At 70.1% G+C, this 26,992-nt stretch carries 27 protein-coding genes; 11 read left to right on the top strand and 16 right to left on the bottom strand.

Features of this window, described 5'->3' with window-relative positions:
- Positions 1-99 precede the first annotated feature (99 nt).
- Complete coding sequence (locus SMA5143A_RS30415) at positions 100-999, bottom strand: SGNH/GDSL hydrolase family protein (protein ID WP_181362069.1); 900 nt, start codon at positions 997-999, stop codon at positions 100-102.
- Between the two features lie 345 nt (positions 1,000-1,344).
- Between SMA5143A_RS30415 and SMA5143A_RS30410 the strand changes: the two genes are divergently transcribed.
- Entirely contained in the window at positions 1,345-1,839 is a 495-nt protein-coding gene (locus SMA5143A_RS30410; RefSeq protein ID WP_107465972.1) for a DUF3145 domain-containing protein, read from the top strand.
- A gap of 77 nt (positions 1,840-1,916) precedes the next feature.
- Here SMA5143A_RS30410 and SMA5143A_RS30405 read toward each other — a convergent pair whose 3' ends face one another.
- The 5 genes from SMA5143A_RS30405 to fasR all read right to left on the bottom strand — a co-directional run bounded on the left by SMA5143A_RS30405 (position 1,917) and on the right by fasR (position 6,934).
- Positions 1,917-3,188, bottom strand: coding sequence for a beta-ketoacyl-[acyl-carrier-protein] synthase family protein (locus tag SMA5143A_RS30405; protein ID WP_107465971.1), 1,272 nt, complete (start codon positions 3,186-3,188; stop codon positions 1,917-1,919).
- Positions 3,189-3,302: 114 nt separating this feature from the next.
- Positions 3,303-3,551 carry an acyl carrier protein gene (locus SMA5143A_RS30400; protein ID WP_007381745.1) on the bottom strand — a complete coding sequence of 83 codons (249 nt, stop codon included), beginning with the start codon at positions 3,549-3,551 and terminating at the stop codon, positions 3,303-3,305.
- Between the two features lie 99 nt (positions 3,552-3,650).
- Positions 3,651-4,682 (bottom strand): ketoacyl-ACP synthase III, encoded by a 1,032-nt coding sequence (locus tag SMA5143A_RS30395; protein WP_107465970.1) that lies wholly within the window; start codon positions 4,680-4,682, stop codon positions 3,651-3,653.
- A 21-nt stretch (positions 4,683-4,703) separates the two neighbouring features.
- The gene (locus SMA5143A_RS30390; protein ID WP_107465969.1) at positions 4,704-5,642 is read right to left on the bottom strand and encodes an ACP S-malonyltransferase; all 939 of its coding nucleotides are present in this window, start codon (positions 5,640-5,642) and stop codon (positions 4,704-4,706) included.
- 89 nt (positions 5,643-5,731) lie between these two features.
- Entirely contained in the window at positions 5,732-6,934 is a 1,203-nt protein-coding gene (gene fasR / locus SMA5143A_RS30385; RefSeq protein ID WP_055520196.1) for a fatty acid biosynthesis transcriptional regulator FasR, read from the bottom strand.
- Positions 6,935-7,057: 123 nt separating this feature from the next.
- On the opposite strand from fasR, the gene SMA5143A_RS30380 reads away from it, so the two are divergent.
- On the top strand, positions 7,058-7,717 hold the full coding sequence (locus SMA5143A_RS30380; RefSeq protein ID WP_107465968.1) for a pirin family protein: 660 nt from the start codon (positions 7,058-7,060) through the stop codon (positions 7,715-7,717).
- Positions 7,718-7,724: 7 nt separating this feature from the next.
- Here SMA5143A_RS30380 and SMA5143A_RS30375 read toward each other — a convergent pair whose 3' ends face one another.
- From SMA5143A_RS30375 to SMA5143A_RS30355, 5 genes are all read right to left on the bottom strand, one after another.
- Entirely contained in the window at positions 7,725-9,548 is a 1,824-nt protein-coding gene (locus tag SMA5143A_RS30375; protein WP_375136561.1) for a serine/threonine-protein kinase, read from the bottom strand.
- 83 nt (positions 9,549-9,631) lie between these two features.
- Positions 9,632-9,829 (bottom strand): DUF397 domain-containing protein, encoded by a 198-nt coding sequence (locus tag SMA5143A_RS30370; protein ID WP_107465966.1) that lies wholly within the window; start codon positions 9,827-9,829, stop codon positions 9,632-9,634.
- Entirely contained in the window at positions 9,789-10,637 is an 849-nt protein-coding gene (locus SMA5143A_RS30365) for a helix-turn-helix domain-containing protein (protein ID WP_107465981.1), read from the bottom strand. The genes SMA5143A_RS30370 and SMA5143A_RS30365 overlap by 41 nt, the downstream gene beginning before the upstream one ends.
- A gap of 120 nt (positions 10,638-10,757) precedes the next feature.
- On the bottom strand, positions 10,758-11,579 hold the full coding sequence (locus SMA5143A_RS30360; protein WP_107465965.1) for a serine hydrolase domain-containing protein: 822 nt from the start codon (positions 11,577-11,579) through the stop codon (positions 10,758-10,760).
- A 9-nt stretch (positions 11,580-11,588) separates the two neighbouring features.
- Positions 11,589-12,068: a GNAT family N-acetyltransferase gene (locus tag SMA5143A_RS30355; protein ID WP_107465964.1), complete on the bottom strand. Its 480-nt coding sequence runs from the start codon at positions 12,066-12,068 to the stop codon at positions 11,589-11,591.
- 97 nt (positions 12,069-12,165) lie between these two features.
- Between SMA5143A_RS30355 and SMA5143A_RS30350 the strand changes: the two genes are divergently transcribed.
- Complete coding sequence (locus SMA5143A_RS30350; RefSeq protein WP_055539661.1) at positions 12,166-12,642, top strand: MerR family transcriptional regulator; 477 nt, start codon at positions 12,166-12,168, stop codon at positions 12,640-12,642.
- Positions 12,639-13,661 (top strand): aldo/keto reductase, encoded by a 1,023-nt coding sequence (locus SMA5143A_RS30345; RefSeq protein WP_107465963.1) that lies wholly within the window; start codon positions 12,639-12,641, stop codon positions 13,659-13,661. Before SMA5143A_RS30350 ends, SMA5143A_RS30345 begins: the two co-directional genes overlap by 4 nt.
- A 50-nt stretch (positions 13,662-13,711) precedes the next feature.
- Here the strand turns inward: SMA5143A_RS30345 and SMA5143A_RS30340 are convergent, their stop codons facing one another.
- From SMA5143A_RS30340 to SMA5143A_RS30330, 3 genes are all read right to left on the bottom strand, one after another.
- Positions 13,712-14,566: a DUF4429 domain-containing protein gene (locus SMA5143A_RS30340; RefSeq protein ID WP_107465962.1), complete on the bottom strand. Its 855-nt coding sequence runs from the start codon at positions 14,564-14,566 to the stop codon at positions 13,712-13,714.
- 75 nt (positions 14,567-14,641) lie between these two features.
- Positions 14,642-15,850: an alpha/beta hydrolase gene (locus tag SMA5143A_RS30335; RefSeq protein WP_107465961.1), complete on the bottom strand. Its 1,209-nt coding sequence runs from the start codon at positions 15,848-15,850 to the stop codon at positions 14,642-14,644.
- A 123-nt stretch (positions 15,851-15,973) separates the two neighbouring features.
- A complete protein-coding gene (locus tag SMA5143A_RS30330) occupies positions 15,974-16,630 on the bottom strand; it encodes a TetR family transcriptional regulator (protein ID WP_107465960.1) in 657 nt (218 codons plus the stop codon).
- Between the two features lie 101 nt (positions 16,631-16,731).
- Here SMA5143A_RS30330 and SMA5143A_RS30325 point away from each other — a divergent pair, with 101 nt between their 5' ends.
- Both SMA5143A_RS30325 and SMA5143A_RS30320 read left to right on the top strand, forming a co-directional pair.
- A complete protein-coding gene (locus SMA5143A_RS30325; RefSeq protein ID WP_107465959.1) occupies positions 16,732-18,357 on the top strand; it encodes an MFS transporter in 1,626 nt (541 codons plus the stop codon).
- 281 nt (positions 18,358-18,638) lie between these two features.
- Complete coding sequence (locus SMA5143A_RS30320; RefSeq protein ID WP_055539647.1) at positions 18,639-18,944, top strand: hypothetical protein; 306 nt, start codon at positions 18,639-18,641, stop codon at positions 18,942-18,944.
- Between the two features lie 245 nt (positions 18,945-19,189).
- On the opposite strand, the gene SMA5143A_RS30315 is transcribed toward SMA5143A_RS30320, so the two are convergent.
- Both SMA5143A_RS30315 and aceE read right to left on the bottom strand, forming a co-directional pair.
- Positions 19,190-19,954, bottom strand: a complete 765-nt coding sequence (locus SMA5143A_RS30315) for a potassium channel family protein (RefSeq protein WP_107465958.1) — start codon at positions 19,952-19,954, stop codon at positions 19,190-19,192.
- 71 nt (positions 19,955-20,025) lie between these two features.
- Positions 20,026-22,773 (bottom strand): pyruvate dehydrogenase (acetyl-transferring), homodimeric type, encoded by a 2,748-nt coding sequence (gene aceE, locus SMA5143A_RS30310; RefSeq protein WP_107465957.1) that lies wholly within the window; start codon positions 22,771-22,773, stop codon positions 20,026-20,028.
- Positions 22,774-23,174: 401 nt separating this feature from the next.
- Between aceE and SMA5143A_RS30300 the strand changes: the two genes are divergently transcribed.
- The 5 genes from SMA5143A_RS30300 to SMA5143A_RS30280 all read left to right on the top strand — a co-directional run bounded on the left by SMA5143A_RS30300 (position 23,175) and on the right by SMA5143A_RS30280 (position 26,942).
- Positions 23,175-23,615 (top strand): DUF3052 domain-containing protein, encoded by a 441-nt coding sequence (locus SMA5143A_RS30300; RefSeq protein WP_055520217.1) that lies wholly within the window; start codon positions 23,175-23,177, stop codon positions 23,613-23,615.
- A gap of 189 nt (positions 23,616-23,804) precedes the next feature.
- On the top strand, positions 23,805-24,263 hold the full coding sequence (locus SMA5143A_RS30295; protein WP_107465956.1) for a peroxiredoxin: 459 nt from the start codon (positions 23,805-23,807) through the stop codon (positions 24,261-24,263).
- 113 nt (positions 24,264-24,376) lie between these two features.
- Positions 24,377-24,952 carry a calcium homeostasis/redox stress adaptation protein gene (locus SMA5143A_RS30290; protein ID WP_055520220.1) on the top strand — a complete coding sequence of 192 codons (576 nt, stop codon included), beginning with the start codon at positions 24,377-24,379 and terminating at the stop codon, positions 24,950-24,952.
- A 127-nt stretch (positions 24,953-25,079) separates the two neighbouring features.
- A complete protein-coding gene (locus SMA5143A_RS30285) occupies positions 25,080-25,655 on the top strand; it encodes a TerD family protein (protein ID WP_107465955.1) in 576 nt (191 codons plus the stop codon).
- Between the two features lie 144 nt (positions 25,656-25,799).
- A complete protein-coding gene (locus tag SMA5143A_RS30280; RefSeq protein WP_107465954.1) occupies positions 25,800-26,942 on the top strand; it encodes a DUF475 domain-containing protein in 1,143 nt (380 codons plus the stop codon).
- Positions 26,943-26,992: the final 50 nt, after the last annotated feature.

The following is a 26,992-nucleotide window of genomic DNA, read 5'->3' as shown; positions in this document are numbered from 1 at the left end:
CGGAGGGGGGGGGGGGGGGCCCCCCCCCCCCCGGCCCCGAGGGCGCCCACCCCGCGGGGGGGGGGGGGCGGGGGGGGGGGGGGGGGGGGGGGGGGGGGGTCACTCGCCCTTCCTGCTGATGATCCGGTAGGCGATCTCCGCCAGCCGTGCCTGGCCGTCCACACTGGGATGGAACCAGTCCCACTGGCTGAGCTGGGCCTGCCCGAAGCGGTAGTCGAAGACGGCGTCCCCGTCGTACCGGCAGTGGCGGTCCTCGGCGCACACATCCCGCAGCACGTCGTTGTACGCCTCCACCCGGTCCTGGACGGCCTCCCGCCGCTCCGTCGCCGCCGTGGTGAGGACATCGGGGTCGGCCAGCATGGACGGGCAGATGCCGAGCTTCCACACCTGCTTGCCGAGCGGGTTCGTCCGCCCCTCGGACCACAGCCGCTTCAGATCGGGCACGCTCGTCACGAACACCTGTGCCTTGGGCAGGCTGTCGCGGAGCGTGTCCATCGCGTCCTGGAAGTCGGCGCGGAAGTCCGCGACCGGGGTCATCTCGTCGGCGGTCGCCCGGCACGCGTCGTTCGCGCCGATCATGACCGTGACCAGCTCCGGCTTCCGGGTCACCGCCCGCGCCACCTGGTTCGGCAGGTCGGCCATCCGGGCCCCGGTGACCGCGTAGTTCCAGCTGCGCTCGGCCGCTCCGGTCCGGCCGAGCAGCCGTACGGCGAGACTGTCCACCGAGGCGTCGCTGCCGGTCGCCCACGACACCTCGGGGCAGTCCGACAGCACCGAGCACGCGTCGAAGCCACGGGTGATGGAGTCACCGACCGCCACCAGCGAGCGCGGGGTGCTGTCCCAGGCGGGGGTCGGCGACGCGGAGGGCCGGGCCTTCGTGCCGGTGCCCTCGGGTCCGGGGGAGTTGCCGCCGGTGGCGTCGCAGCCGGTCACCGCCAGCAGCGCCGCCGTCAGCACGGCACCGGACACCGCCCTCGAACGGTGGCGTCGCTTCCGCATCCCCTGGTCCCCTCTTCGGTCATCCCCCTGCAAGTTCCCACCCTTCACAACGCGCGAGGGTTCCCGACACGGAGGGCGGCCGGGACGGATGTGAGGAACGACGCAACTGATCCAGCCATTCCGGACGTCCCCTCAGATGGCCGAGTTCTTCCGGGAGTCCACCCCCCGATGGCCCAACCGAGGGGTCGGACAAGCGTCCCGCCGGGTGAAACCGCGCTGCTTCCCGGCGCCCGCTCCGACGGTACGTCACACTCCCCACCTCGCCGCACGGTAGCCTCGGCCCGTGGCCGCTCTGCCACTGCCGATCCGTCAAACTGCAAGACATCCCGCTCTGTGGAGGCCCCGGTGACGACACGTGGAGTTCTGTACGTGCACTCCGCGCCGCGCGCGCTGTGCCCGCACGTGGAGTGGGCCGTCGCGGGCGTTCTGGGCACCCGGGTGAACCTCGACTGGATCCGTCAGCCGGCCGCGCCGGGCACCTGGCGCTCGGAGTTCTCCTGGCAGGGCCGGGCCGGCACCGCCTCGCAGCTCGCCTCCGCGCTCCGCGGCTGGCACCTGCTCCGCTTCGAGGTCACCGCCGAGCCCTGCCCCGCCGCCGAGGGCGAGCGCTACAGCTGCACCCCCGACCTGGGCATCTTCCACGCGGTCACCGGCATCCACGGCGACATCCTCATCCCGGAGGACCGCCTGCGCGCGGCCCTGACGAGATCCCGCGGTGGCGAGACGGACCTGGAGGCGGAGATCGCCAAGCTCCTCGGCAAGCCGTGGGACGACGAGCTGGAGCCCTTCAGGTACGCGGGCGAGGGCGCCCCGGTCCGCTGGCTCCACCAGGTCGTGTAGCCGCCGACACGCGGCCGGCAACGGCGAATGGCCCGAACTCCTCCCAGAGTCCGGGCCATCTTCGACTGACGTCGGTGTCAGATCGTCCTGAACGCCAGCACCACGTTGTGCCCACCGAAGCCGAACGAGTCGTTCAGCGCGGCGATCCGGCCCTCCACGGGCAGCTTGCGGGCCTCACCCCGCACCACGTCCGCGTTGGCCTCGGCCTCCGGGTCCAGGTTGTCGACGTTGATCGTCGGCGGAGCCACCCGGTGGTACAGCGCGAGCACCGTCGCGACGGTCTCCACGCCACCGGCGCCGCCCAGCAGATGCCCGGTCATGGACTTCGTACCGGACACGGCCATGTGGTCGGTGTCGTCGCCGAACACCTTGCGCAGCGCCTTCAGTTCGGCGATGTCACCGGCCGGCGTCGACGTCGCGTGCGCGTTGACGTGCACGATCTCCGCCGGGTCGAGGTCGGTGCGGTCCAGCAGGTTCTGGAGGGCGTGGGCGATGCCCCGCCCCTCCGGCTCGGGCTGCACGATGTCGTGGCCGTCGGCGGAGATGCCCTGCCCGACCGCCTCGGCGTACACCCGGGCCCCGCGGGCGGCGGCGTGTTCCGCGGACTCCAGGACCACGACGCCCGCGCCCTCACCGAGGACGAAGCCGTCACGGGCGGTGTCGTACGGACGCGACGCGGCCTGCGGGTTCTCGTTGTTCTTGGACATCGCCATCATGTTGCCGAAGGCGGCGATGGGCAGCGGGTGGATCGCCGCCTCGGTGCCACCGGCGACCACGACGTCGGCGCGGCCGGTGCGGATCATCTCGATGGCGTACCCGATGGCCTCGGCGCCCGACGCGCAGGCGGACACGGGGGTGTGCACACCGGCACGGGCCCCCACGTACAGACCGACGTTGGCGGACGGGCCGTTGGGCATCAGCATGGGCACGGTGTGCGGGGACACGCGGCGTACGCCCTTGTCCTTCAGCACGTCGTACTGGTCGAGCAGCGTCGTCACGCCACCGATGCCGGAGGCGATGACCGTGCCGACCCGGTCGGCGTCGACGGTGCCGTCGTCGGCGGAGGTCTCGGTGTAACCGGCGTCGGCCCACGCCTCCTTGGCCGCGATCAGCGCGAACTGCGCCGAACGGTCCAGCTTGCGGGCCTGCGGCCGGGGGATGACCTCGATCGGCTCGACGGCGATCTGCGCCGCGATACGGACCGCCTGTTCGGCGGCCCAGTCCTGCTCCAGGGGGCGGACACCGGACTTGCCGGCCACCAGCCCCTCCCAGGTGGAAGTCGCGTCGCCACCCAGCGGTGTGGTTGCGCCGATACCGGTGACGACCACGGTGCGATTGGTCGAACTCACGGGAATGTTCTCCAACGGTTACGAGGATTCAGCGGCGCCACCGCCGGGTGGCGGGGCAGACGGACTGATTCCGGGGGACCGGGCGGCCGTCGGGCCGGACCCGGTCCCGGCGGATCAGGCCTGGTGCTTGAGGATGTAGTCGGTCGCGTCGCCGACGGTCTTGAGGTTCTTGACGTCGTCGTCCGGGATCTTGACGTCGAAGCGCTCTTCGGCGGCGACGACGACCTCGACCATGGACAGGGAGTCGACGTCCAGGTCGTCGGTGAAGGACTTGTCCAGCTGGACGTCCTCGACCGGGATGCCGGCGATCTCGTTCACGATGTCGGCGAGACCGGCGACGATCTCTTCCTGAGTGGCGGCCATGTCGGGCGCTCCTTCGTAGATATCCAGAGGGTGGGCGTTCGCCGCGTCAGCGGCAGGTGTTGCTGTACCGCGCCGGATCGCAAGATCCGGAACGGTTGCCTAGGGGAGGGTAACGACCGTCGCTGCGTACACGAGACCCGCCCCGAAGCCGATGACGAGCGCGGTGTCGCCGCTCTTCGCCTCGCCGGTCGCCAGGAGCCGCTCCATGGCGAGCGGGATCGAGGCGGCCGAGGTGTTGCCGGTGGTGCGCACATCGCGGGCGACCGTGACGTGCTCCGGCAGCTTGAGTGTCTTCACCATCGAGTCGATGATCCGCTCGTTGGCCTGGTGAGGGATGAAGACGTCCAGGTCGTCCGAGGTGAGTCCGGCGGCGTCCAGCGCCTCCTTGGCGACCTTCGCCATCTCGAACACGGCCCAGCGGAACACCGCCTGGCCTTCCTGGGTGATCGCGGGGAACTTGACGTTGCCCTCGCTGTCCACCGGGAGCTGGGCGACGTCACCGATCCGGTACTCGTTCCAGGGCACCGTCTGCTTGATCGTTCCGGCTTTGTCGCCCTCGGAGCCCCAGACCGTGGGGCCGATGTGCGGCTCCTGGGAGGGGCCGACGACGACCGCGCCGGCGCCGTCACCGAAGAGGAACGCGGTGGCCCGGTCCTCCAGGTCGGTGAGGTCCGACAGCCGTTCCACGCCGATGACGAGGACGTACTCCGCGGAGCCCTCGACGACCATGCCCTTGGCGAGGGTCAGGCCGTAGCCGAAGCCCGCGCAGCCGGCCGAGATGTCGAAGGCGGCGGCCTTCGCCGTGCCGAGCTTGTCGGCGATCTCCGTGGCGACGGCCGGGGTCTGGCTGAAGTGCGAGACGGTGGACACGACCACGGCGCCGATCTGCTCGGCGGTGATGCCGGCGTCCGCGATGGCCTTGCCGGACGCCTCGATCGACATGGCGGCGACGGTCTCCTCGTCGTTCGCCCAGTGCCGGGTCTCGATGCCGGAGCGGGAGCGGATCCACTCGTCGGAGGAGTCGATCCGCTCCAGGATCACGTCGTTGGGCACCACTCGGACCGGGCGGTAGCCGCCGACGCCGAGGATGCGTGCGTACGGGGCGCCCTTGCTCGGCCTGATCTTCGACATTTCTGTCTGGCTCCTAAGGTCTCAGGCGCCCGCCGCGTCAGCGGCAGGTGTCGATGTCTCGGCCACGAGCTCACGAGCGGCGTCGAGGTCGTCGGGAGTCTTGAGGGCCACCGTCCGTACGCCAGGCAGCGCGCGCTTGGCGAGACCGGTGAGCGTACCGCCGGGGCAGACCTCGATCAGGCCGGTCACGCCCAGCTCCTTGAAGGTCTCCATGCACAGGTCCCAGCGGACCGGGTTGGCGACCTGTCCGACCAGCCGCTCCAGCACCTCGGCGCCGGTCGCGACGGCCTTGCCGTCCTTGTTGGAGACATAGGTGACGGTCGGGTCCGCGGGCGCCAGGGCCTCGGCGGCCTTGGCGAGCGCGTCCACGGCCGGGCCCATGTGGTGCGTGTGGAAGGCGCCGGCGACCTTGAGCGCCACGACCTTGCGGACGCCCTCGGGCTTGTCCTCCGCCAGGGCGGCCAGTTGCTCCAGGGTGCCCGCGGCCACGATCTGGCCCGCGCCGTTCATGTTCGCCGGGGTCAGCCCCAGTTTCTCCAGGTGCGGCACCGTCGTCGCCGGGTCGCCGCCGAGCAGCGCGGACATACCGGTCTCGGTGATCGCGGCGGCCTCGGCCATCGCCAGACCCCGCTTGCGCACGAGGGTCAGCGCGGCCGTGTCGTCGAGGACACCGGCGAAGGCGGCGGCGGTGATCTCACCGACGCTGTGGCCCGCGACCGCGCCGGGGGAGACGTCCCCGAGAGCGGTGGCGGACAGCAGTCCCGCGGCGACCAGCAGCGGCTGGGCGACGGCGGTGTCCCGGATGTCGTCGGCCTCGGCCTGCGTCCCGTAGTGGGCGAGGTCGAGTCCGATGGCGTCCGACCACGCGGCGATACGGTCGGCGGCACCGGGCAGTTCGAGCCAAGGGTTCAGGAAGCCGGGCGTCTGGGCGCCCTGGCCGGGAGCGACGAGTACGAGCACTCTCACACTCTCTCTTGGGGACGGCCGAAGCCGCCCGTGAGGACAGGGACGAAGAACAGCAGGGCCTTTTGTAGCCCTCCGACAAAACCCTAGAGCTGGTGATCCCCATCGACCAGACGCCCCAGGATCAGCGCGATCCGCAACGTGAACGCAGAGCGTACATCGGAGGGCGACCAGCCGGTGACGTCAGTCACACGTCGAAGCCGGTAGCGCACGGTGTTGGGATGGACGAACAGCATCCGCGCCGCACCCTCCAGACTGGACGCCTGTTCGAGATAGACGCTGAGTGTCTCCAGGAGCGCGGAGCCGGCCTCCTCCAGCGGTCTGTAGATCTCCTCCACCAACTGCTCGCGCGCGTTGGGGTCGCCCGCGATCGCGCGCTCCGGAAGCAGATCGTCCGCCAGCACGGGCCGGGGCGCGTCCTGCCAGGCGGAACAGGCCTTGAGGCCCGCGGCCGCCGCCTGCGCGGACCTGGTCGCGGCCAGCAGGTCGGGCACGATCGGCCCCGCCACGACCGGGCCCGCCGCATACGGGCCGATCAGCGACTTCGCCACCTGCAAGGGGTCGTTGTTGCCGCCGGCGATCACCACGAGCCGGTCGCCGAGCACACCCGTGAGCACCTGGAGCTTGGCGTGCCGGGCCGCCCGGCGGATGGCCTCCACGGTCAGCTCGCTGTCACCGTCGGGGGCCGTGCCGAGGACCACGCACACATGCTCGGGCGAGTTCCAGCCGAGGGCGGCGGCCCGGCTCACCGCGCCCTCGTCGGCCTCGCCGCTGAGCACCGCGTTCACGACCAGGGACTCCAGGCGGGCGTCCCACGCGCCCCGGGCCTCGGCGGCCTGCGCGTACACCTGGGCGGTGGCGAACGCGATCTCCCGCGCGTACACCAGCAGCGCCTCGCGCAGCACGCTCTCGTCGCCGGGGGCCGCGACCTCGTCGATCGCGGACTCCATGACCTCGATGGTCGTCCGCACCATCTCGACGGTCTGGCGGAGCGTGATCGCCCGGGTCAGTTCGCGCGGCGCGGTCCCGAACACGTCCGTCGAGATCGCCTGGGGGGCGTCCGGGTGCCGGAACCACTCCGTGAACGCCGCGATACCCGCCTGGGCGACCAGTCCGATCCACGACCGGTTCTCGGGCGGCATCGCCCGGTACCAGGGCAGCGTCTCGTCCATCCGCGCGATGGCCTGCGCGGCGAGGCTTCCGGACGACTTCTCCAGCCGCTTCAACGTCGCGGAGTGCGCGTGGACGTACGGTGCGGTCTCGGACTTGCTGGCTTCTGGTTCGGGCACGGGACCTAGAGTGCCTTATCGCCGCGCTGGCGTGCGCCGTAGGGTGCGTGAGCTGGGGTGCGCGTCAGCCGGGGCCGCGCCCCCGGGCCCCTGAGCGGTCGGCCGGGCTACGGTGGGTGCGTGATGGACGTACGGCGCGCCGACGAGCGCTATCCGGGCGGAGACTCCTCGGCCGGCATCTCCTCCTTCCACGCCTTCTCCTTCGGGGCGCACTACGACCCGGACAACCTCCGGTTCGGGGCGTTGATCGCGTGCAACGAGGAGCGGCTCGCGCCGGGCGCAGGGTTCGACGAGCACCCGCACAGCCACACCGAGATCGTCACCTGGGTCGTCGAGGGCGAGCTGACCCATCGCGACACCACCGGCCACGAGACGCTGGTCCGCCCCGGCGACGTCCAGCGGCTCAGCTCGGCGGGCGGCGTCCGGCACGTGGAACGCAACGACGGCACGGAGCCGCTGACCTTCGTACAGATGTGGCTGGCCCCGACGGCCCCCGGCGGCGACCCCGCCTACGAGATCGTCCGCGGCATCGCCGACTCCACCCCGTACGCCGTCCCCGAGGCCGGCGCCATGCTGCACGTCCGCCGCCTGACCACCCCGGCCGAGCGCACCGCCGTACCGGACGCGCCCCGCGCGTACGTCCACGTCGTCCACGGCACGGCCCGCCTCGGCCCCCATGAGCTGGGCCCCGGCGACTCGGTGCGGGTGGAGGGGGAGAAGGGGCTGGAGCTGGTCGGGACGGCCGTACCTGCGGAGGTGCTGGTCTGGGAGCTGGGGGAGTGAGACGGGGTCAGCCGTCGCTCTCCGGCTCCTCCGCGTTGCGCCAGATCGTGAGGTCCACGGAGACGTAGTCGCTGGGGTCGTTCTCCGGGGCCTTGCCCTGGTAGGTGACCAGTGCGATGTGGCCGGAGTCGGTGTGCACGCAGAGCTGCGTGCCCTTCGAGAGCTGCGACAACGACACGCTCTCGGCGAACCGGGTCTCCTCGCGGCAGGTCTTCAGGGAGCCCTTCTGGGCGTTGTTCAGCAGGACGATCTTGTTGTTCCCGCTGCGAATCTCGTCGTCGTAGTAGGACAGGTCGCCGCCCCAGAGGTCGCCGTCCTCCTCGCTCTGGGGCTTGGGCGGGGAGTCCGCGAACTCCACGTAGTAGTAGTCGGGGATGTTGATGCCCTTGTACGTGACGGGCTTCGGGTTGGGCAGCGGCTTGGCGCTCGTGTTTCCGGAGCCGCCCGTGGAGTCGTCCGACGAGCCGTCGAACGACTGGATGAACGCCGCGCAGCCGCCGAGCCACATCAGGACGGACAGGGTGGCGACGCCGATGGCGAGCCACTTGCCAACGCTGTTCTTGGGAGGCGGAAGGGGCATGGGGCGCGGCTGGGGCTGCGGGTGCCACATCTGCGGCGGTTGAGGATGCGGCGGTTGCGGATAAGGCGTCCGGTACGTCGGCATGGTGGTCGGCGCCGGCTGCGCGACGTAGGCGATGGGCTGGGGCGCGGGCGGGGTCGCCGGGGCGGCGCGCCCGGCGTGCATGGTCGGCGCCGCGTGCACCGGCGGCGCGGCCCGGCCGACGGCCCCGACGTCCTGCTGGGTCACCGGGGCGGTGGGCGGAACCGGCGGGAGCACGCGGGTCGGTGGCTCCGCCGCGGCGTTCCCCGCCGCCAGCAACTCCGCCGACGCCGAGACCCGGCGTGTGATGTCGGCGCCGATCGCCTCCGGCAGCCAGGTGCCGGACTGGACCAGCGGGGCGGGCGAGGCCTCCTGGCACAGCGCGATGACCTCTTCGGGCGAGGGCCGGTCCTCGGGGTTCTTCGCCAGGCAGCGCCCGACGAAGCCGAGTTCGCCGGGGAGACCGGAGAGGTCCGGCTCCTCGTGGACGATGCGGTACAGCACGGCGTGCGAGGGCCCGTCGCCGTACGCGCCGCTGCCCCGACCCGCGTACGCCGCCACCTGTCCCAGCGCGAACACGTCCGACGCGGGCGTGATGGGCTTGCCGGCCGCCTGCTCGGGCGACATGAAAGCCGGGGTGCCGATCGACACGCCCGTGCCGGTGAGGGCGGTGGCGTCGGCGGCACGCGCGATGCCGAAGTCGATGACCCGGGGGCCGTCGGAGGTGAGCAGCACATTGGTCGGCTTGAGGTCGCGGTGGACGATGCCGGCCGCGTGGATGACCTTCAGCGCTTCGGCGACCCCGGCGAGCAGCAGCAGGACGGAGGTGACCGGCAGCGCGCCGTGCTCGGCGACGGCGGAGTGCAGCGACGGCCCCGGCACGTAGGCGGTGGCCAGCCACGGCCGGTCGCCCTCGGTGTCGTAGTCGATGACCGGCGCGGTGTACAGGCCCTGGACCCGCTGGGCGGCCTGCACCTCCTGCCGGAACCTGCGGCGGAACTCGGGATCCTCGCTCAGCTCCGGCCGGATCGTCTTGAGGGCGATGGGGTGCCCGCCGGGGGTGTACGACAGATACACCGTGCCCATGCCGCCCGAGCCGAGCCGGGCGGCGAGCCGGTAACCCGCCACGGCTCTCGGATCGCTGTCGTCCAGCGGACGGAACTGCCCGCCCGCTCGTACCTCGCCCATCGTCTCCCCCGAGGCTCCGCGTCTGCTGTGGCGTGTGTGCATGGGGAGGTTATCCGAGTGGATCAACAGCCTTCTCGGGGGGCGCAGTTACCGTGCGTCCCGGCGAGCACCGGGTCCGGTGCGCGCTACCGGCGCAGGCCGTCCACGAAGGTCCGCCAGGCGTCCGGGCCGACGAGCAGGACGGGGCCACCGGTGTTCTTGCTGTCGCGCACGGGGACCGCGCCGGGGAAGCCGTCGGCCACCTCGACGCAGTCGCCGCCGGTGCTACCGCTGAAGCTGGACTTACGCCACCGTGCTTTCGTCAGGTCGGGGCTGTTCTCCATAACGCTCCTCCATCACACGGTTGATCAACTCCGCCGAAGCCTCAACGGACAGAGCGGCGGCCTGGAGATGAGCGTAACGGCGTGCGGCTTCCCTGATGGCGCCCGGGTCGGCCGTCATATGGCCGGAGATCAGGTCCTCCGTGTAGATGATGTCCGGGTCGTCCTCGAAACGGAGGAGGTTGAACGCCCCGTCCAGGCTCGTGTGTTCACCTGCTCTGTACGGCAACACCTGCACCCGCATCCACCGGTGCCCGCTGAACTCCAACAGCCGGGTCAGTTGCCCCCGCATGACCTCAGGGCCACCGATGGGCCGGTGCAGCACCGCCTCGTCGAGAATCGCCCAGGAGAGCGGCGGCTGCTCCCTCTCCAGGATGCGCTGGCGCTCCATCCGCGCCGCGACCAGGCCGTCGAGGTCGTCCGGCATGCCGGTGGCCAGGACCGCCCGCGCGTACTCCTCCGTCTGCAACAGCCCGTACACCACCTGCGCCTGGTACGTCGAGATGTAGGTGGCCTTCGCCTCCATCTCCGCGTACGGCTGGAACCAGCTGGGCAGCTGACTGCGCAGCACGAGGCCGATCAGCCGGGAGAAGACACCGTCCGTGCCGAGCGCCGCGTCCACACGCTCGGAGAAGTCACGGGTGGGGATCTTCCTCGTGGTCTCGATCTGCCCGATCAACGAGGCCGAGCAGAAGATGATGTCGCCGAGCTGGCCCTGTCTGAGGCCGTGGGCCTCGCGCTGCCGACGGAGTTCCCAGCCGTAGTAGTCGAGCGGGGACGCGCTGGGATCGAGTGGTTGGGTGTGGGCCACCGTGCTGCCTCCGGCCTCCAACGCCTCGCGGCGTTCGTCTCGTTGCGTAGTCGAGCGTAAGCGAGGAGTCGTGGCGCGGGGGTGGGAATCAGGTACTCGTCCGCCGGTGGGTGACGTGCCTCAGCCCTGGATCTCGGCGAGCACCGCGTCCGTGAACGGCGTCCACGCCTCGATCGCCCACGGGCCGAACGGCCGGTCCGTCAGGGCGACGCAGGCGAGGCCCGCCGTCGGGTCGATCCACAGGAACGTGCCCGACTGGCCGAAGTGTCCGAACGTGCCCGGCGACGACGACTTCCCGGTCCAGTGGGGTGACTTGGAGTCCCGGATCTCGAAACCGAGCCCCCAGTCGTTGGGGTTCTGGTGCCCGTACCCCGGCAGCACGCCCTTCGTGCCGGGGTACTGCACGGTCATCGCCTCGGCGACCGTGCGCGGGTCGAGCAGCCGGGGCGCCTGCACCTCGGCGGCGAACCGGACGAGGTCGTCGACGGTGGACACGCCGTCCTTGGCCGGTGACCCGTCGAGCGTGGTCGCGGTCATCCCCAGCGGTGCGAGCACCGCCTGCCGCAGGTACTCGGCGAACGGGATGTCCGTCGCCTTCGCCACATGGTCCCCGAGCACCTCGAACCCGGCGTTGGAGTACAGCCGCCGCTCCCCGGGCGCCGACATCGCCCGGTGCTCGTCGAAGGCCAGCCCCGAGGTGTGCGCCAGCAGATGCCGTACGGTCGCCCCCGCGGGCCCGACCGGTTCGTCCAGCTCGATCGCCCCCTCCTCGTACGCGACGAGCACCGCGTACGCGGCGAGCGGCTTGGTGACCGAGGCCAGGGGGAAACGGTGCCCGGTGGGGCCGTGCGACCCGAGGACGGTGCCGTCCGCCCGGACGACGGCCGCGGCGGCCGTGGGGACCGGCCAGTTCTCGATCAGGGCGAGGCTCTGCAAGGACATACGACGAGCCTATGCGGGCCCGAAGAGCAGACGCATCGAGGGGTCCGCGTCCCGGGTGAACCCCATGGACGTGTACAGCGGCTCCGCGTCCGGCGATGCGGTGAGCATGACATACCCGGCGCCTCGTTCCCGGAACCAGTCCAGGAGCTCCTCCACGCAGGTGCGGGCGTACCCCCGGCGGCGGGCGTCCGGGTCCGTGGCGACGCTGAAGACGTACCCGATCAGCCCGTGCGGATTGCCGGCCCGCCCGATCCGGTACTCCAGCGTCCCCGCCGCCAGCGCGGCCAACGTGCCGGGCCGCCCTGGGAAGTCGACGACGAACGCGGCGAACCTGGCGCCGGGGTCGGTGAGTTCGGCGGTCAGTGTGGGCAGCGAGGCGGTGTGCCAGTCCGTGGCGCCGGGAGTCCCGGCCAAGGAGTCGATCATCACCTGACGCAGTCGGAGCACTTCCCCCGCGTCCCCGTCCGTGGCACGTCGTACGAGACCCATGTCCCGCACGCTAGCCAGCGGGCCCACGTCACGTCCTCGTGTTTTCTCACCGCATTCGCTTGCTTGGAGCCCACTCCAAGGTTTTAGCGTGGTGGGCATGACGGTGATGGAGACCACGAGTACCACCAGCACTGCCAGTGCCGACAGTTGTGCCGGACCGCCGCGGCAGCCCCGGCGGCCGGACGGGCAGGACAAGTACACGATCAGCGAGGTCGTCACCCTCACCGGTCTGACGGCGCACACCCTGCGCTGGTACGAGCGGATCGGCCTGATGCCGCACATCGACCGCTCGCACACCGGCCAGCGCCGCTACCGCAACCGCGACCTCGACTGGCTCGACCTCGTCGGCAAGCTCCGGCTCACCGGGATGCCGGTCGCCGACATGGTCCGGTACGCGGAGCTGGTGCGCGAGGGCGACCACACCTACGCCGAGCGCTTCGACCTGCTCAAGTCGACCCGGGACGACGTCCTGTCCCGGATCGCCGAGCTCCAGGACACCCTGGCCGTGCTCGACCGGAAGATCAATTTCTATGCGGACGCCGGGCAGGCCCTGGCGTCGGAGAGGGCCTCATGACGAACGGCTCGAACGGCACGATCGCGAAGGCACGACTGGGAGCCGACGGCCCCGAGGTCGGCGTACAGGGCCTCGGCTGCATGGGCATGAGCTTCGCGTACGGCCCCTCGGACGCGGCCGAGTCCCGGGCCACCCTGGAGCGGGCGCTGGAGCTGGGCGTCACCCTCTACGACACGGCCCACGCCTACGGCGCGGGGGAGAACGAGAAGTTCCTCTCACCGTTCCTGAAGGCGCACCGCGACGAGGTCGTCATCGCCACGAAGTTCGGCCTGGCCGTGGACCCGGACGACCCGACCAGGCGGATCATCCGCAACGACGCCCCGCACATCCGCGAGTCCGTCGAGGGCAGTCTGCGACGCCTCGACGTCGAGGCGATCGACCTCTACTACATGCACCGCCGGGACGTGGACGTCCCCATCGAGGAGTCCGTCGGCGTCATGGCCGAACTGGTCCGCGAGGGCAAGGTGAAGCACCTGGGGCTCAGCGAGGTCACGGCCGGGGAGCTCCGTGCCGCGCACGCCGTGCACCCCATCGCCGCCCTCCAGTCCGAGTGGTCCCTCTTCAGCCGGGACATCGAGGCCACCGTGGTTCCCGCGGCCCGTGACCTCGGCGTGGCACTCGTGGCGTACTCCCCGCTCGGCCGGGGCTTCCTCACCGGTTCCTTCGCCAGGGCCGAGGACCTCACCGCCGACGACTTCCGTCGCCACCAGCCCCGCTTCACCGGCGACAACGCCGCCGCGAACGCGGCTCTCCTCGACCCGATCCGCCAGGTCGCCGAAGCCCACGGCGCCTCCCCCGGTCAGGTCGCCCTCGCCTGGGTCCACCACCGGGCGTCCGTGCACGACCTCCCGGTCGTCCCCATCCCGGGGACCCGCAAGCCGGGCCGGATCGAGGAGAACGCCGCGGCCACGAGGCTCGCCCTGACCGAGGCGGACCTGGCCCTACTGGAGCCGATTGCGGCCGGGGTGGCGGGCGACCGCTACCCGGACATGAGGTTCACGTCGGCAGGCAGGGAGTAACAGGTGGGGAGTAACAGGTAGGGAGTATCGGGCAGGGAGTGGTCCGGGGCTCACAGTTCCGCGAGGAGTTCCGCCTTCTTCGCGCTGAACTCCTCGTCGGTGACCAGCCCCGCCTCGTGCAGCTCCCCGAGGTGCCGGATCCGGTCGGCGATGTCGGCCGGGTCCCGTCGGGCCCCGGCCGCGACCGGAGCCAGGGCCCCGGCGCCCGTGGACCGCGTCGCCGCCAGGACCGCCGCGGCGAACGGCAGCGACTCGTGCACCGGCCCGTACCCCAGCCCGAACACCACGGCGGCCGGATCATGGTCGGGCTGGGGCGGGCGGTCACCGGCGGTGTCCCGCCGCAGCAGCCGCAGATACCCCTCGAAGACCTCCGGCGACCGCCACTCGACCCCGCTCAGCCCGCTCACCGGGAAACTCTGGTCGCCGGCCTTCCACTTCGCCGAGGAGGCACCCGTCCAGGACCACCGGAACGACACCGACCGCCCGTCGAACGACGCCTTCCCGTCGTACGCCTTGAACTGCAACGGCGCCTCCGGCGCCGCCACCAGGAACCGCTCGGCCGGCCCCGACTCGGTCAGCCGGGCCCGCAGTTCGTCCGCGTAGTACTCGGCGAGGGTCTCCCGCTCGGCCGGCAGCACCAGCCGGTAGGGATCGGAGCCCTCCTTCAGCTGATCCGCCGCCGCCTCCATCAGCGGGTCGGCGCCCGGCCGCGGCACGGCCCGCAGGACGACGGTGCCCCGCTTGCCCGGTGTGAGCGTCACCCCCGCGATCGCCTCCAGGGGGACACGTCGCTCGCCGAGCGCCTGGAACAGTTTCGGTGTTCGGATCCCCCGTTCGAAGCGGATGAGCACGGAGTCGGACTCGAACTCCCAGGCGGCATGAAATCCGGCCAGTACGTCACCCATGCGGCTCATCGTATGCGGACGGGGCGGCGAAGTCCCGACCCGTGGCGAACCGCACTTTTGCGGCCTCTACGCGCGTCAGGCGGCGCTGCTGTCCGGCAGACCCGCCCGGCACCCGTCGTTCTTCCGCGCGCACTCCACCAGGTGGTAGGCGCCGATCCCGATCTCCGCGAAGTTGTACAGGCTCACGGTCCCGGGCTCGAAGTAGCCGCTGTGCCCCTCGGCGTTGGACGCCGACAGCAGGCGCGCCCCGAACTCCGCCGACATCGGGTCGGCGCCGTGACCGAGCCCGCCGACCTCCAGGTACGGCACGTCCTGGACCCAGTCGTCGCCGTCCCGCATGGCCCACACCCGGGCCGCCGTGCGCAGCGAGGAGACCTTCTCGGTCCGCATGCCGGGGCTGCCGGCGACCGCGATGTCCGTGACCCGCGACGGCAGGGAGCGTGCGGCGACCCCGCACACCACCGAGCCGTAGCTGTGGCACACCAGAGCGACGGTGGACCCGCCGGGCAGCGCCCTGACCAGTGTGTTCAACCGGACCGCGCCCCGTTCGGCGCGGAGTGCGGTGGCCGAGTCGAGGCCGAGACCGTCGGGCGCGGTGTAGTCGGCCCAGGCGATCACGGCGGTACGCGTCCGGGTGCTCGCCGTGCGCTCCGCCCGGTACAGCGCCTTGGCCATGCCGACGGGCGCCGAGTACCGGCGGTTGGTGCGCTGGAAGTTGAGGATGTCGGTGTCGACGCCGGGGACGACGACCGAGACGCGCTCCGCCTTGTCGAGGTTGCCGAAGACCTCGGCGACCCGGCCGGAGCCCTCGGGGTCGAAGGCGAGGATCTGCCGGTCCTCGTCCGCCAGCGAGACATAGCGGTGCATGCGCCGGGTCGCCTCGTACTGGCCGGTCGCGGAGAGCCGTTCGTCGTGCGTGCGGGCCCGTTCGCGTTTGCTCTGCTGCCGGAGCGCGACGCGGTTGGCGCGGTAGCGCAGCTCGACGGGGGCGCCGTTCATGTTGCCGACCGCGAGCGGGTAGCGGTGGGCGAGCCGCCGCTGCTGCTGATCGGTGAGCGAGGCGAAGAAGGCGGTCAGCCGGTGCGGGGACGACTCCGCGTCGGGCAGTTCACGCCCGTCGAGGTGTCCGTGCCGCCACGCGGAGAGCGACGCCTGTAGCGGCGACTCCCCCCGATGACTGCGGATCGCGGTCCAGCCGGTGGTCGCCAGCATCACGAAAACGACGGCCAGCGCCAGCAGTGCGCGCCAGACGTTCAGTTGCGGGGAGGAGTCGAAGGAAGTCACTGAAAGGACACACTAAGAGAACGGAAGGGTCTCGCGTTAACCGAGTGAGAGGGATCACGTTTGAGCGCGTCTGTTCCGCGGGGTGTGCAGAGAGCGTCCCGATGGTGGTGTTATGAGGGTATTTCAGACATTCCGCCACTTCTCGGCCAGTGAGGGCCGTACGGCGTCCAGGTGGGCGGCGGTCAGTTCCCGCATCGCCTCCATGCTCAGGTCGCCGCCCATGGCCCACAGGCGTTCGGTGACGCGCATGACTCCGGCGAAGACGGCCACCGCCACCCGGGGCCGGGGGTCGGTGCGGACATCGACTCCCTCGCGCTCGGCGACGATCGCCTCGATCTCGCGGGCCACCTCGTCCGTGCGGCGCAGATGCGCGGCGAGCAGCGCGGGCGTCGACTCGATCATCCCGTAACTGCGCAGATAGAGGTCGACGGGGACGATCCGCGCGACGGCCTCGCCGATGGCGTCCCAGCCCTCCAGGAGGGCGTTGCGCAGGGCCTCCAGCGGGGCCTCGTGCGCGGGCCGGGCCCGCAGGGCCGCGACGAAGTGCTCCTGGCCGAGGTCGACGACCGCGAGGGCGGCCTCCTCCTTGCCGGTGAAGTAGCGGAAGAAGGTGCGCTGCGAGACGTCCACGGCCTCGGCGATCTCGTCGACGGTCGTCGCCTCGTACCCCTGGGTCGTGAACAGCTCCAGGGCGGCCCGCAGCAGTGCGTCGTGGGTGCGCTGCTTCTTCCGTTCGCGCAGCCCAGGGCGTTCCGCCGCCGTCGCCTCCGCCGTCTCCATGAACCCTCTTCTCCACCCGGTCCGTGCTCCGAGTGACGTGACAGTTACCGACTTGTGAACTCGTTTGTCAACTGTCAGTGGCTGTCACTAGCCTCGCACGCATGACTAGTCAGACCACTGTCGACAAGACGGGACCGGGGGACCAGGCGCCAGCAACCCCGTCGGACCCGACACCGGGCCAGGGGCGGGGCCTGCGCGGCCACCCGTGGTTCACCCTCCTCACCGTGGCCGTGGGCGTCATGATGGTCGCCCTCGACGGCACCATCGTCGCCATCGCCAACCCGGCCATCGCGGACGACCTCAAGGCGAGCTTCGCCGAGGTCCAGTGGATCACCAACGCGTACTTCCTCGCGCTGGCGGTCACCCTCATCACCGCGGGCAAACTCGGCGACCGCTTCGGCCACCGCCAGACCTTCCTCATCGGTGTCGTCGGCTTCGCCGCGGCCTCCGGTGCCATCGGCCTGTCGAACTCGGTCGCCTTCGTGGTGACCTTCCGGGTCTTCCAGGGACTGTTCGGCGCGCTGCTCATGCCGGCCGCGCTCGGTCTGCTCCGCGCGACCTTCCCCGCCGAGAAGCTCAACATGGCGATCGGCATCTGGGGCATGGTCATCGGCGCCTCCACCGCGGGCGGTCCGATCCTCGGCGGCTTCCTCGTGGAGAACGTCAGCTGGCAGTCCGTGTTCTGGATCAACGTCCCCGTCGGCGTCCTCGCCGTCGCCCTCGGCGTGGGGATCCTCCTCGACCACCGCGCCGAGAACGCCCCGCGCTCCTTCGACATCCTCGGCATAGCCCTGCTCTCCGGGGCCATGTTCTGCCTGGTCTGGGCACTCATCAAGGCCCCCGAGTGGGGCTGGGGCTCCGGCACGACCTGGACGTTCGTCGCGGCGTCCCTCGTCCTGTTCGCCCTGTTCGCCTTCTGGGAGACGAGGGTGAAGGAGCCCCTGATCCCGCTGGGCCTCTTCCGCTCCGTACCGCTGTCCGCGGGTGTGGTCCTGATGGTCCTGATGGCCATCGCCTTCATGGGCGGCCTGTTCTTCGTGACGTTCTACCTCCAGAACGTGCACGGGATGAGCCCCATCGACGCCGGTCTGCACCTGCTGCCGCTCACCGGCATGATGATCGTCGGCTCGCCCCTGGCCGGCGCGCTGATCACCAAGGCCGGACCGCGCATCCCGCTGGCCGGCGGCATGGCCTGCACCGCGATCGCCATGTACGGCATGTCGACCCTGGAGACCGACACCGGCAGCGCCGTGATGTCCCTCTGGTTCGCGCTGCTGGGCCTCGGCCTCGCCCCGGTGATGGTCGGCGCCACCGAGGTCATCGTCGGCAACGCGCCGCTGGAGCTGTCCGGTGTCGCCGGTGGTCTCCAGCAGGCCGCCATGCAGATCGGCGGCAGCCTCGGTACGGCCGTCCTGGGCGCCGTGATGGCCTCCAAGGTCGACGGCGACCTGCCGGGCAACTGGGCCGACGCCGGTCTCCCGCCGCTCAAGGGCGCCCAACTCGACCAGGCGTCCGAGGCCGTCCAGGTCGGTGTGCCCCCGGTCGCGCCGGGGACCCCGCCGGAGATCGCCGCCAAGATCGCCACGGTCGCGCACGACACGTTCATGTCGGGCATGGGTCTGGCGTCCCTCGTCGCCGCCGGGGTGGCCGCCGTCGCCGTGCTGGTCGCGTTCCTGACCAAGCGGGGCGAGAACGCGGAGGCGGGCGCCGGGGCGGCGCACATCTGATCCCCCCGGCGCTTCATGCGCGGGTTTCCACCCGCGTTCGCCTATCAGGGTGACAAGGCTGAAGATCACTTCCACCCGATACGCGCCGCAGGTCACAGTAAGTCAACTCCTCCGCACTGCATGGGTGTTCGACGGCGGGGGTCGTGGGGTCCGGGGCGCGCTGCCGGAGGGGGGCGGCGCGCTCGGGCACGTCCGTCAACACTCCCTGGTTTCAACCCTCATCGGGGGGTACCCGGCACTTCGTACCCGAACTGACGGCGAAGTTCAGGGAGTTGTTGGCGATGGCGGGTTTCGGACACAGTACGCGCAGGCACCCCCGCTCACGTGGCCGGACGTGGTCACGGACCGGGCCGGATCGCGCGACCCTCGGCATCATCGGAGTCATCTGCGCGATCGCGGGATTCTTCGTCCTGGGGATCATCCTCGGTCCCGTCGCGATCGTCTGCGGCTGGCTGGCCATGAACCGCAGCTGGTCCGGCACCCGCTCCGTCCCCGCCCTCGTCGCGGTCGTCCTGGGTGCCATAGACACACTCCTGGCCATCCTCTGGCTGGCCGGCACAGCCACTCCGGGGGCCGGACTCTTCTGACCCACAGGAGTGCGGGAAAAGGGCAGGGGCCCTCGGCAACAGCCGAGGGCCCCTTTTCCAGTTCCGGGCAGGACAGCGAACCTCCAGGGGCGCGGGGAACTGCGCAATCGGCCGACGACAGCCGAGGGGCGCCCTTTACCCACGCCGGGCAGTGCAGCATGCCAAGGGGCGCGGGGAACTGCGCGACCGGCCACGACGCACCCGCACCCGCCCAAGCATCCGCACCCCTACGGCCCTCGGCGCTCTCAAGAACAGCCGCGCCGCTGCTCCGGCATCACCCTCCCCGCCCGCAGCGCCATCACCTCGGCCCGCAGCAGCCGTACCTCCTCGGTCAGCTCCGCAATCGCCGCGGTCTGCCGCCGCTCCTCCGCGTCGTCCTTCTCGAACCGCGCTATGAACCACGCGGCGATGTTCGCGGTCACCACACCGAGCAGTGCGATCCCCGACAGCATCAGCCCCACGGCCAGCACCCGCCCGAGCCCGGTCGTCGGCGCGTGGTCCCCGTACCCGACGGTCGTCATCGTCGTGAACGACCACCACACCGCGTCGTCCAGCGTGTCGATGTTCCCACCGGGCGCGTCCCGTTCCACGGAGAGCACGGCCAGCGATCCGAACATCAGCAGCCCGATCAGCGACCCGCCGACATAGGTCGTGAACCGTATCTGCGAGGCCATCCGCGCACGCTGCCCGAGCAGCAGCAGCGTCGCCACCACCCGCAGCAGCCGCAGCGGCTGGATCATCGGGAGCACCACGGCCGCCAGGTCCAGCCAGCGGGTCCGTACGAACTCCCGACGCTGGTCGGTGAGCGCGAGCCGGATGACGTAGTCGAGCGCGAACGCGCCCCACACCACCCACTCGGCGAGCTCGCACCACCACTCCACCTCGTCGCCCGCGTCCGGCCGGACGATCGGGACGGCGTACGCCACCGCGAACACGGCCGCCAGGACGAACAGCGGCCGCTGAGTGTTCTGTTCCCACCGGACCTGCGCCGGGACCGTTCGCTGCTTCATGAGCGCATAGTAGAAAACGTGAAGGGGTGGTGAACCCACCGGTTCACCACCCCTTGACCGAGAAGCGGATGCTATGCGTCGCCTCCCGCGGCGCCCGGGTCCGCCGCCGCCACGTCGAGCAGCTGGTACCGGTCGATGGCCTGCTTGAGCACCGAGCGGTCGACCTTGCCCTCACGCGCCAGCTCGGTCAGCACCGCGACCACGATCGACTGGGCGTCGATGTGGAAGTACCGCCGGGCCGCGCCCCGCGTGTCCGCGAAGCCGAAGCCGTCCGCGCCGAGCGACTGGTACGTGCCCGGCACCCACCGCGCGATCTGGTCCGGAACCGACCGCATCCAGTCGGAGACGGCCACGAACGGCCCCTCGGCGCCGCTCAGCTTCCGCGTCACGTACGGGACCTGCTGCTCCTCCTCCGGGTGGAGCAGATTGTGCCGCTCCACCTCGACCGCCTCACGGCGCAGCTCGTTCCAGGAGGTCGCCGACCAGACGTCCGCCTTGACGTTCCACTCGGCGGCGAGGATCCGCTGCGCCTCGACCGCCCAGGGCACCGCGACACCGGAGGCGATGATCTGCGCCGGGACGGCACCCGACTCGCCGGCCTTGAAGCGGTGGATGCCCTTGAGGATGCCGTCGACGTCGACGTCGGCGGGCTCGGCCGGGTGCTGGATCGGCTCGTTGTAGACCGTGAGGTAGTAGAAGACGTCCTCGCCGGGCCGGCCGTCGGCGGTCTCGCCGTACATCCGGCGCAGACCGTCCTTCACGATGTGCGCGATCTCGAAGCCGAACGCCGGGTCGTAGGCGACACAGCCCGGGTTGGTGGAGGCCAGCAGCTGCGAGTGCCCGTCCGCGTGCTGGAGACCCTCACCGGTCAGCGTCGTACGCCCCGCGGTCGCGCCCAGGACGAAGCCGCGCGCCAGCTGGTCGGACATCTGCCAGAACTGGTCGCCGGTGCGCTGGAAACCGAACATCGAGTAGAAGACGTAGACCGGGATCAGCGGCTCGCCGTGCGTCGCGTACGCCGAACCGGCCGCGATCAGCGACGCAGTGCAGCCCGCCTCGGAGATGCCGTCGTGCAGCATCTGCCCCGTCGGCGACTCCTTGTACGCGAGCAGCAGTTCCCGGTCGACCGCCTCGTACTGCTGCCCGAGCGGGTTGTAGATCTTCGCGCTCGGGAAGAACGAGTCCATGCCGAAGGTGCGGTACTCGTCGGGCGCGATCAGTACGAACCGCTTGCCGATCTCCTTGTCCCGCATGAGGTCCTTCAGCAGTCGTACAAACGCCATGGTGGTGGCGATCGACTGCTGACCGGAGCCCTTCTTCACACTCGCGTACGTCTTGTCCTCGGGCAGCGGCAGCGGCTTCGCCCGCACGACCCGGGTGGGCACATAACCGCCGAGCCCCTTGCGGCGGTCGTGCATGTACTGGATCTCGTCGGAGTTCCGCCCGGGGTGGTAGTACGGCGGAAGCCCGCCCTCCAGCTCCTTGTCGGAGATCGGCAGGTGCAGACGGTCGCGGAAGCCCTTGAGGTCGGCGACGGTCAGCTTCTTCATCTGGTGCGTGGCGTTGCGGCCCTCGAAGTTCGGCCCCAGCGTCCAGCCCTTGATGGTCTTGGCCAGGATGACCGTCGGCTGGCCCTTGTGCTCGTGGGCCGCCTTGTACGCCGCGTAGATCTTGCGGTGGTCGTGACCGCCGCGGCCCAGGTGCAGGATCTGGTCGTCGGACATGTTCTCGACCATGGCGCGCAGCCGGTGGTCGCCGCCGAAGAAGTGGTCGCGGATGTACGCGCCGGTCTCGGTCGCGTACGTCTGGAACTGGCCGTCCGGCGTGGTGTTCATCTTGTTGACGAGCACACCGTCGCGGTCCTGGGCGAGCAGCGGGTCCCAGGTGCGGTCCCACACCAGCTTGATCACGTTCCAGCCGGCGCCGCGGAAGACCGACTCCAGCTCCTGGATGACCTTGCCGTTGCCGCGCACCGGGCCGTCGAGGCGCTGGAGGTTGCAGTTGACGACGAAGGTCAGGTTGTCGAGGCCCTCACGGGCGGCGAGCGTGAGCTGGCCGAGCGACTCCGGCTCGTCCATCTCGCCGTCGCCGAGGAACGCCCAGACATGGGACTTGGAGGTGTCCGCGATCCCGCGCGCCTCCATGTAGCGGTTCATCCGCGCCTGGAAGATCGCGCCCAGCGGGCCGAGGCCCATGGAGACGGTCGGGAACTCCCAGAAGTCCGGCATCAGCCGCGGGTGCGGATAGCTGGACAGGCCGTACGGCGCCTTCGACTTCTCCTGGCGGAACGCGTCGAGCTGCTGCTCGTCGAGCCGGTCCAGCAGGAACGCGCGGGCGTAGATACCGGGGGAGGCGTGCCCCTGGAAGAAGATCTGGTCGCCGCCGTCGCCTTCCTCCTTGCCCCGGAAGAAGTGGTTGAAGCCCACGTCGTAGAGGGAGGCGGACGACGCGAAGGTCGCGATGTGGCCACCCACGCCGATGCCCGGGCGCTGGGCCCTGGACACCATCACGGCGGCGTTCCACCGCGTGGCGTTGAGGATCTTCCGCTCGATCTCCTCGTTGCCGGGGAAGAACGGCTCCGCCTTGGTGGCGATGGTGTTGACGTAGTCCGTGCTGCGCATCTCGGGCACGGCCACGCGCTTCTCGCGGGCCCGCTCGATGAGCCGGAGCATCAGGTAGCGCGCGCGCTCACGCCCGCGCTGGTCCACGGCGGCGTCGAGCGAGTCGAGCCACTCCTGGGTCTCCTCGGGATCGAAGTCAGGGACCTGACTCGGAAGGCCGCCAATGATGATCGGATTGCGATCGGATCCGGAAGCCACGCTGTTCCTTAGCTGTCAGAGGGCCACTCTTCATGGGTTCTTCTGGGTGCCTGCACCGCCCCCATCGTGTACCTCGAGGGCGCAAACGTCATCTCTACCGAGAGGTAACCAAGCTGGTCACCCGCTCTGTCACAGTAGGAAGTGCATGCGGCACTCGTACCCCCGAGCGGTTGCCGAATGCGCAAACCGGACAGAATGGTGTGGTGTGCGTCACGCGGCGCTGGGATTCGATGCCTGGAGTTGCGTGGACACGGCCCGGATCGTCACCGTTTCGGCGGTCTCGCAGGCTGGGTACTTGCGCGATCCGTCCCGCCCGTGTGGACTACGGCCAATGCCTCGCGTACGCGCGTGGCTGATTCCCCGGGGGCGACCCCACTCGAAACATGATCAGGAGGCAACCCGTGAGCGCGACCGCGGACCACGCGGAGGAGCGGACGAACCCTGCCGCGAGGCTGGGGTTCCAGCCCGAGCAGGTGGTCCAGGAGATCGGCTACGACGACGATGTCGACCAGGAGCTCCGCGAGTCCATCGAGGAAGTCATCGGCAGCGATCTCGTCGACGAGGACTACGACGACGTGGCCGATGCCGTCGTGCTGTGGTTCCGAGACGACGACGGCGACCTGACGGATGTGCTGGTGGACGCCACCACGTACATCGAGGAAGGTGGCTCGATCCTGCTGCTGACGCCCAAGACCGGGCGCGACGGCTATGTGGAGCCCAGTGACATCTCGGAAGCCGCGACGACCGCGGGGTTGTCCGCGTCGAAGAGCGTCAGCGTCGGCAAGGACTGGAGCGGAAGCCGTCTGGTGACGCCGAAGGCGGCGAAGTCCGGCAAGAAATAGAGCGTCGCCCGAGAACTCGGTGGGTTCTGCGTCGAGGCGGTCGCGGCGTCGCCGTGGCCGGTCGCGCAGTTCCCCGCGCCCCTGGACGGGCGCCCCTCCAGGGCCCGTCCAGGGGCGCTCCGTTTCTGCGGCCGGTCACCTGCGTAGGCTGGGCCACCCGAACAGCCCCACGAAGGGACGCAGGAAATCATGGCGATCCAGGTCGGCGACAAGGCACCCGACTTCGAGCTCAAGGACAACCACGGCGCCACGGTGAAGCTCTCGGACTTCCGGGGCGAGAAGAACGTGGTGCTGCTCTTCTACCCGTTCGCCTTCACCGGCGTGTGCACGGGCGAGCTGTGCGAGCTGCGGGACAACCTGCCGAAGTTCGTCAACGACGACGTCCAGCTGCTGGCCGTGTCCAACGACTCCATCCACACCCTGCGGGTCTTCGCCGACCAGGAGGGGCTGGAGTACCCGCTGCTGTCGGACTTCTGGCCGCACGGCGAGGTCTCCCGCGCGTACGGCGTCTTCGAGGCGGACAAGGGCTGCGCGGTGCGCGGGACGTTCATCATCGACAAGGAGGGCGTCGTCCGCTGGACGGTCGTCAACGCCCTGCCGGACGCCCGTGACCTGAACGAGTACGTCGCCGCGCTCGACACCCTGTGATTCTTCGGTTCCAAGGCCTGCGGTTCTCGGGAACCCGTCACTAGGATCGACACGTTGATCCGATACCAACGCACGACGGGGCTCCCCGCCCCAGACATCTATGGGAGGACTTCGTGGGAGTCAGCCTCAGCAAGGGCGGCAACGTATCGCTGACCAAGGAGGCCCCGGGCCTGACCGCGGTCATCGTCGGTCTGGGGTGGGACATCCGCACCACCACCGGCACGGACTTCGACCTCGACGCCAGCGCACTGCTGCTGGACGCGTCGGGCAAGGTCAGCAGCGACGCCAACTTCGTCTTCTTCAACAACCTCAAGAGCCCCGACGGCTCCGTGGAGCACACCGGTGACAACCTCACCGGTGAGGGCGAGGGCGACGACGAGCAGATCAAGGTCAACCTCGCCGCCGTGCCGGTCGAGATCGAGAAGATCGTCTTCCCGGTGTCGATCTACGACGCCGAGAACCGCCAGCAGTCCTTCGGCCAGGTCCGCAACGCCTTCATCCGCGTGGTGAACCAGGCCGGCGAGGCGGAGATCGCCCGTTACGACCTGTCCGAGGACGCCTCCACCGAGACCGCCATGGTCTTCGGTGAGCTCTACCGGCACGGCGCCGAGTGGAAGTTCCGCGCCATCGGCCAGGGGTACGCCTCGGGTCTGCGCGGTATCGCCCAGGACTTCGGTGTGAACGTCTGAGCCACCGGGGAAGAACCATCCGGCTCAACCGCTCCGGCGCCGCAGTCGTCCTCGACCGCGGCGCCGGACGCGCTCGTGCACCACAACGGAACACCTGCGAAGCCAGACAACGGGGAGGACCCACGCCATGGGCGTCACGCTCGCCAAGGGAGGCAATGTCTCCCTCTCCAAGGCCGCGCCGAACCTCACTCAGGTGATGATCGGGCTCGGCTGGGACGTCCGGACCACCACCGGAGCCCCTTTCGACCTCGACGCCAGCGCGCTGCTGTGCCAGGGGGGCCGGGTGCTGGGGGACGAGTGGTTCGTCTTCTACAACAACCTGACGAGCCCCGACGGCTCGGTGAAGCACACAGGTGACAACCTCACCGGCGAGGGGGAAGGCGACGACGAGTCGATCATCATCGACCTCTCCCGCGTGCCGGCGACCGTCGACAAGATCGTGTTTCCGGTCTCCATCCACGACGCGGACAACCGCGGCCAGTCCTTCGGACAGATCAGCAACGCCTTCATCCGCGTCGTCAACCAGCTCGACGGCCAGGAACTGGCCCGCTACGACCTCTCGGAGGACGCCTCCACCGAGACCGCGATGATCTTCGGTGAGGTCTATCGCTACGGCGGGGAATGGAAGTTCCGCGCGGTCGGCCAGGGGTACGCGTCAGGCTTGCGCGGTATCGCCCTCGATTTCGGGGTCAATGTGTCGTAGGCGAAGGGCTGGGCGCTATATGCGCAAAACCTGGGGCCTGGTGGGGGACGAGGGGCGCCCGACTAGACTTCGGCTTCGGAGTCAATGTTTGGTAAAGCCGCGCGCGGCGCGGGGGAACCCCGTACACACACGATTGGGTAGCCAGTGGTTCTGAAAACCTTCGGCTGGTCGTTCGCGGTCACCGCGCTCGGCTTGGTTGCAGCGGTTCTCTACGACGGATGGACGGCGCTCGGGCTCGTCGCCATCCTGTCCATCCTGGAGATCTCGTTGTCGTTCGACAACGCAGTGGTCAACGCCGGGATCCTGAAGAAGATGAATGCCTTCTGGCAGAAGATCTTCCTCACCATCGGCATCCTCATCGCCGTCTTCGGCATGCGCCTGGTGTTCCCCGTCGTGATCGTCGCGATCAGCGCCAAGCTGGGCCCGATCGAGGCCGTCGACCTGGCCCTCACCGACAAGGACCAGTACCAGCAGTACGTGACCGACGCCCACCCGTCGATCGCGGCGTTCGGCGGTATGTTCCTGTTGATGATCTTCCTCGACTTCATCTTCGAGGACCGGGACATCAAGTGGCTGGCCTGGCTGGAGCGTCCGCTGGCCAAGCTCGGCAAGATCGACATGCTGTCCGCCTGTATCGCGATGATCGTTCTGCTGATCACCTCGATGACCTTCGCGACCCACGCCCACCAGCACGGCGGCACCCATGTCGACAAGGCGCAGACCGTGCTGATCTCGGGGCTCGCGGGCCTCATCACCTATCTCATCGTCGGCGGTCTCTCCAGCTTCTTCGAGAACCGCCTGGAGGAAGAGGAGGAGCGCGAGCACGAGGCGGAGGAGGAGGCGGAGCGCACCGGCAAGCCGCGTTCGGCCGTCGCCCTCGCCGGCAAGGCCGCGTTCTTCATGTTCCTCTACCTGGAGGTCCTGGACGCGTCGTTCTCCTTCGACGGCGTGATCGGCGCGTTCGCCATCACCAACGACATCGTCCTGATGGCGCTGGGCCTCGGCATCGGCGCGATGTACGTCCGGTCGCTCACCGTCTACCTGGTCCGCCAGGGCACCCTCGACGACTACGTCTACCTGGAGCACGGCGCGCACTACGCGATCGGCGCCCTCGCCGTGATCCTGCTCGTCACCATCCAGTACGAGATCAACGAGATCATCACCGGCCTCATCGGGGTCGTCCTGATCGGCTGGTCCTTCTGGTCCTCGGTCCGCCGCAACAAGGCGCTGGAGGCCGCGGAGGGAAAAGCTGAGGCCTCCAAGGAGGAGGTGGCGTCCGGCGTCTGACCCCGAGGCTGGTACGACCCGGAAGCCGGGGCCGGTGTGACCGGTTCCGG

The sequence above is a fragment of the Streptomyces sp. MA5143a genome (assembly GCF_900290235.1).
Lineage (GTDB): Bacteria > Actinomycetota > Actinomycetes > Streptomycetales > Streptomycetaceae > Streptomyces.
The sequence above is the reverse complement of the archived record's forward strand: the minus strand, read 5'-3'. Positions and strand labels throughout refer to the sequence as shown.

Bases quoted from the DNA above. Each gene is read 5' to 3' on its own strand.
- SMA5143A_RS30415 (WP_181362069.1), bottom strand. From the start codon at position 999: ATGCGGAAGCGACGCCACCGTTCGAGGGCGGTGTCCGGTGCCGTGCTG.
- SMA5143A_RS30400 (WP_007381745.1), bottom strand. From the start codon at position 3,551: ATGGCCGCCACTCAGGAAGAGATCGTCGCCGGTCTCGCCGACATCGTG.
- SMA5143A_RS30395 (WP_107465970.1), bottom strand. From the start codon at position 4,682: ATGTCGAAGATCAGGCCGAGCAAGGGCGCCCCGTACGCACGCATCCTC.
- SMA5143A_RS30380 (WP_107465968.1), top strand. From the start codon at position 7,058: ATGGACGTACGGCGCGCCGACGAGCGCTATCCGGGCGGAGACTCCTCG.
- SMA5143A_RS30375 (WP_375136561.1), bottom strand. From the start codon at position 9,548: ATGCACACACGCCACAGCAGACGCGGAGCCTCGGGGGAGACGATGGGC.
- SMA5143A_RS30370 (WP_107465966.1), bottom strand. From the start codon at position 9,829: ATGGAGAACAGCCCCGACCTGACGAAAGCACGGTGGCGTAAGTCCAGC.
- SMA5143A_RS30360 (WP_107465965.1), bottom strand. From the start codon at position 11,579: ATGTCCTTGCAGAGCCTCGCCCTGATCGAGAACTGGCCGGTCCCCACG.
- SMA5143A_RS30355 (WP_107465964.1), bottom strand. From the start codon at position 12,068: ATGGGTCTCGTACGACGTGCCACGGACGGGGACGCGGGGGAAGTGCTC.
- SMA5143A_RS30350 (WP_055539661.1), top strand. From the start codon at position 12,166: ATGACGGTGATGGAGACCACGAGTACCACCAGCACTGCCAGTGCCGAC.
- SMA5143A_RS30345 (WP_107465963.1), top strand. From the start codon at position 12,639: ATGACGAACGGCTCGAACGGCACGATCGCGAAGGCACGACTGGGAGCC.
- SMA5143A_RS30340 (WP_107465962.1), bottom strand. From the start codon at position 14,566: ATGGGTGACGTACTGGCCGGATTTCATGCCGCCTGGGAGTTCGAGTCC.
- SMA5143A_RS30330 (WP_107465960.1), bottom strand. From the start codon at position 16,630: ATGGAGACGGCGGAGGCGACGGCGGCGGAACGCCCTGGGCTGCGCGAA.
- SMA5143A_RS30325 (WP_107465959.1), top strand. From the start codon at position 16,732: ATGACTAGTCAGACCACTGTCGACAAGACGGGACCGGGGGACCAGGCG.
- SMA5143A_RS30320 (WP_055539647.1), top strand. From the start codon at position 18,639: ATGGCGGGTTTCGGACACAGTACGCGCAGGCACCCCCGCTCACGTGGC.
- SMA5143A_RS30315 (WP_107465958.1), bottom strand. From the start codon at position 19,954: ATGAAGCAGCGAACGGTCCCGGCGCAGGTCCGGTGGGAACAGAACACT.
- SMA5143A_RS30295 (WP_107465956.1), top strand. From the start codon at position 23,805: ATGGCGATCCAGGTCGGCGACAAGGCACCCGACTTCGAGCTCAAGGAC.
- SMA5143A_RS30285 (WP_107465955.1), top strand. From the start codon at position 25,080: ATGGGCGTCACGCTCGCCAAGGGAGGCAATGTCTCCCTCTCCAAGGCC.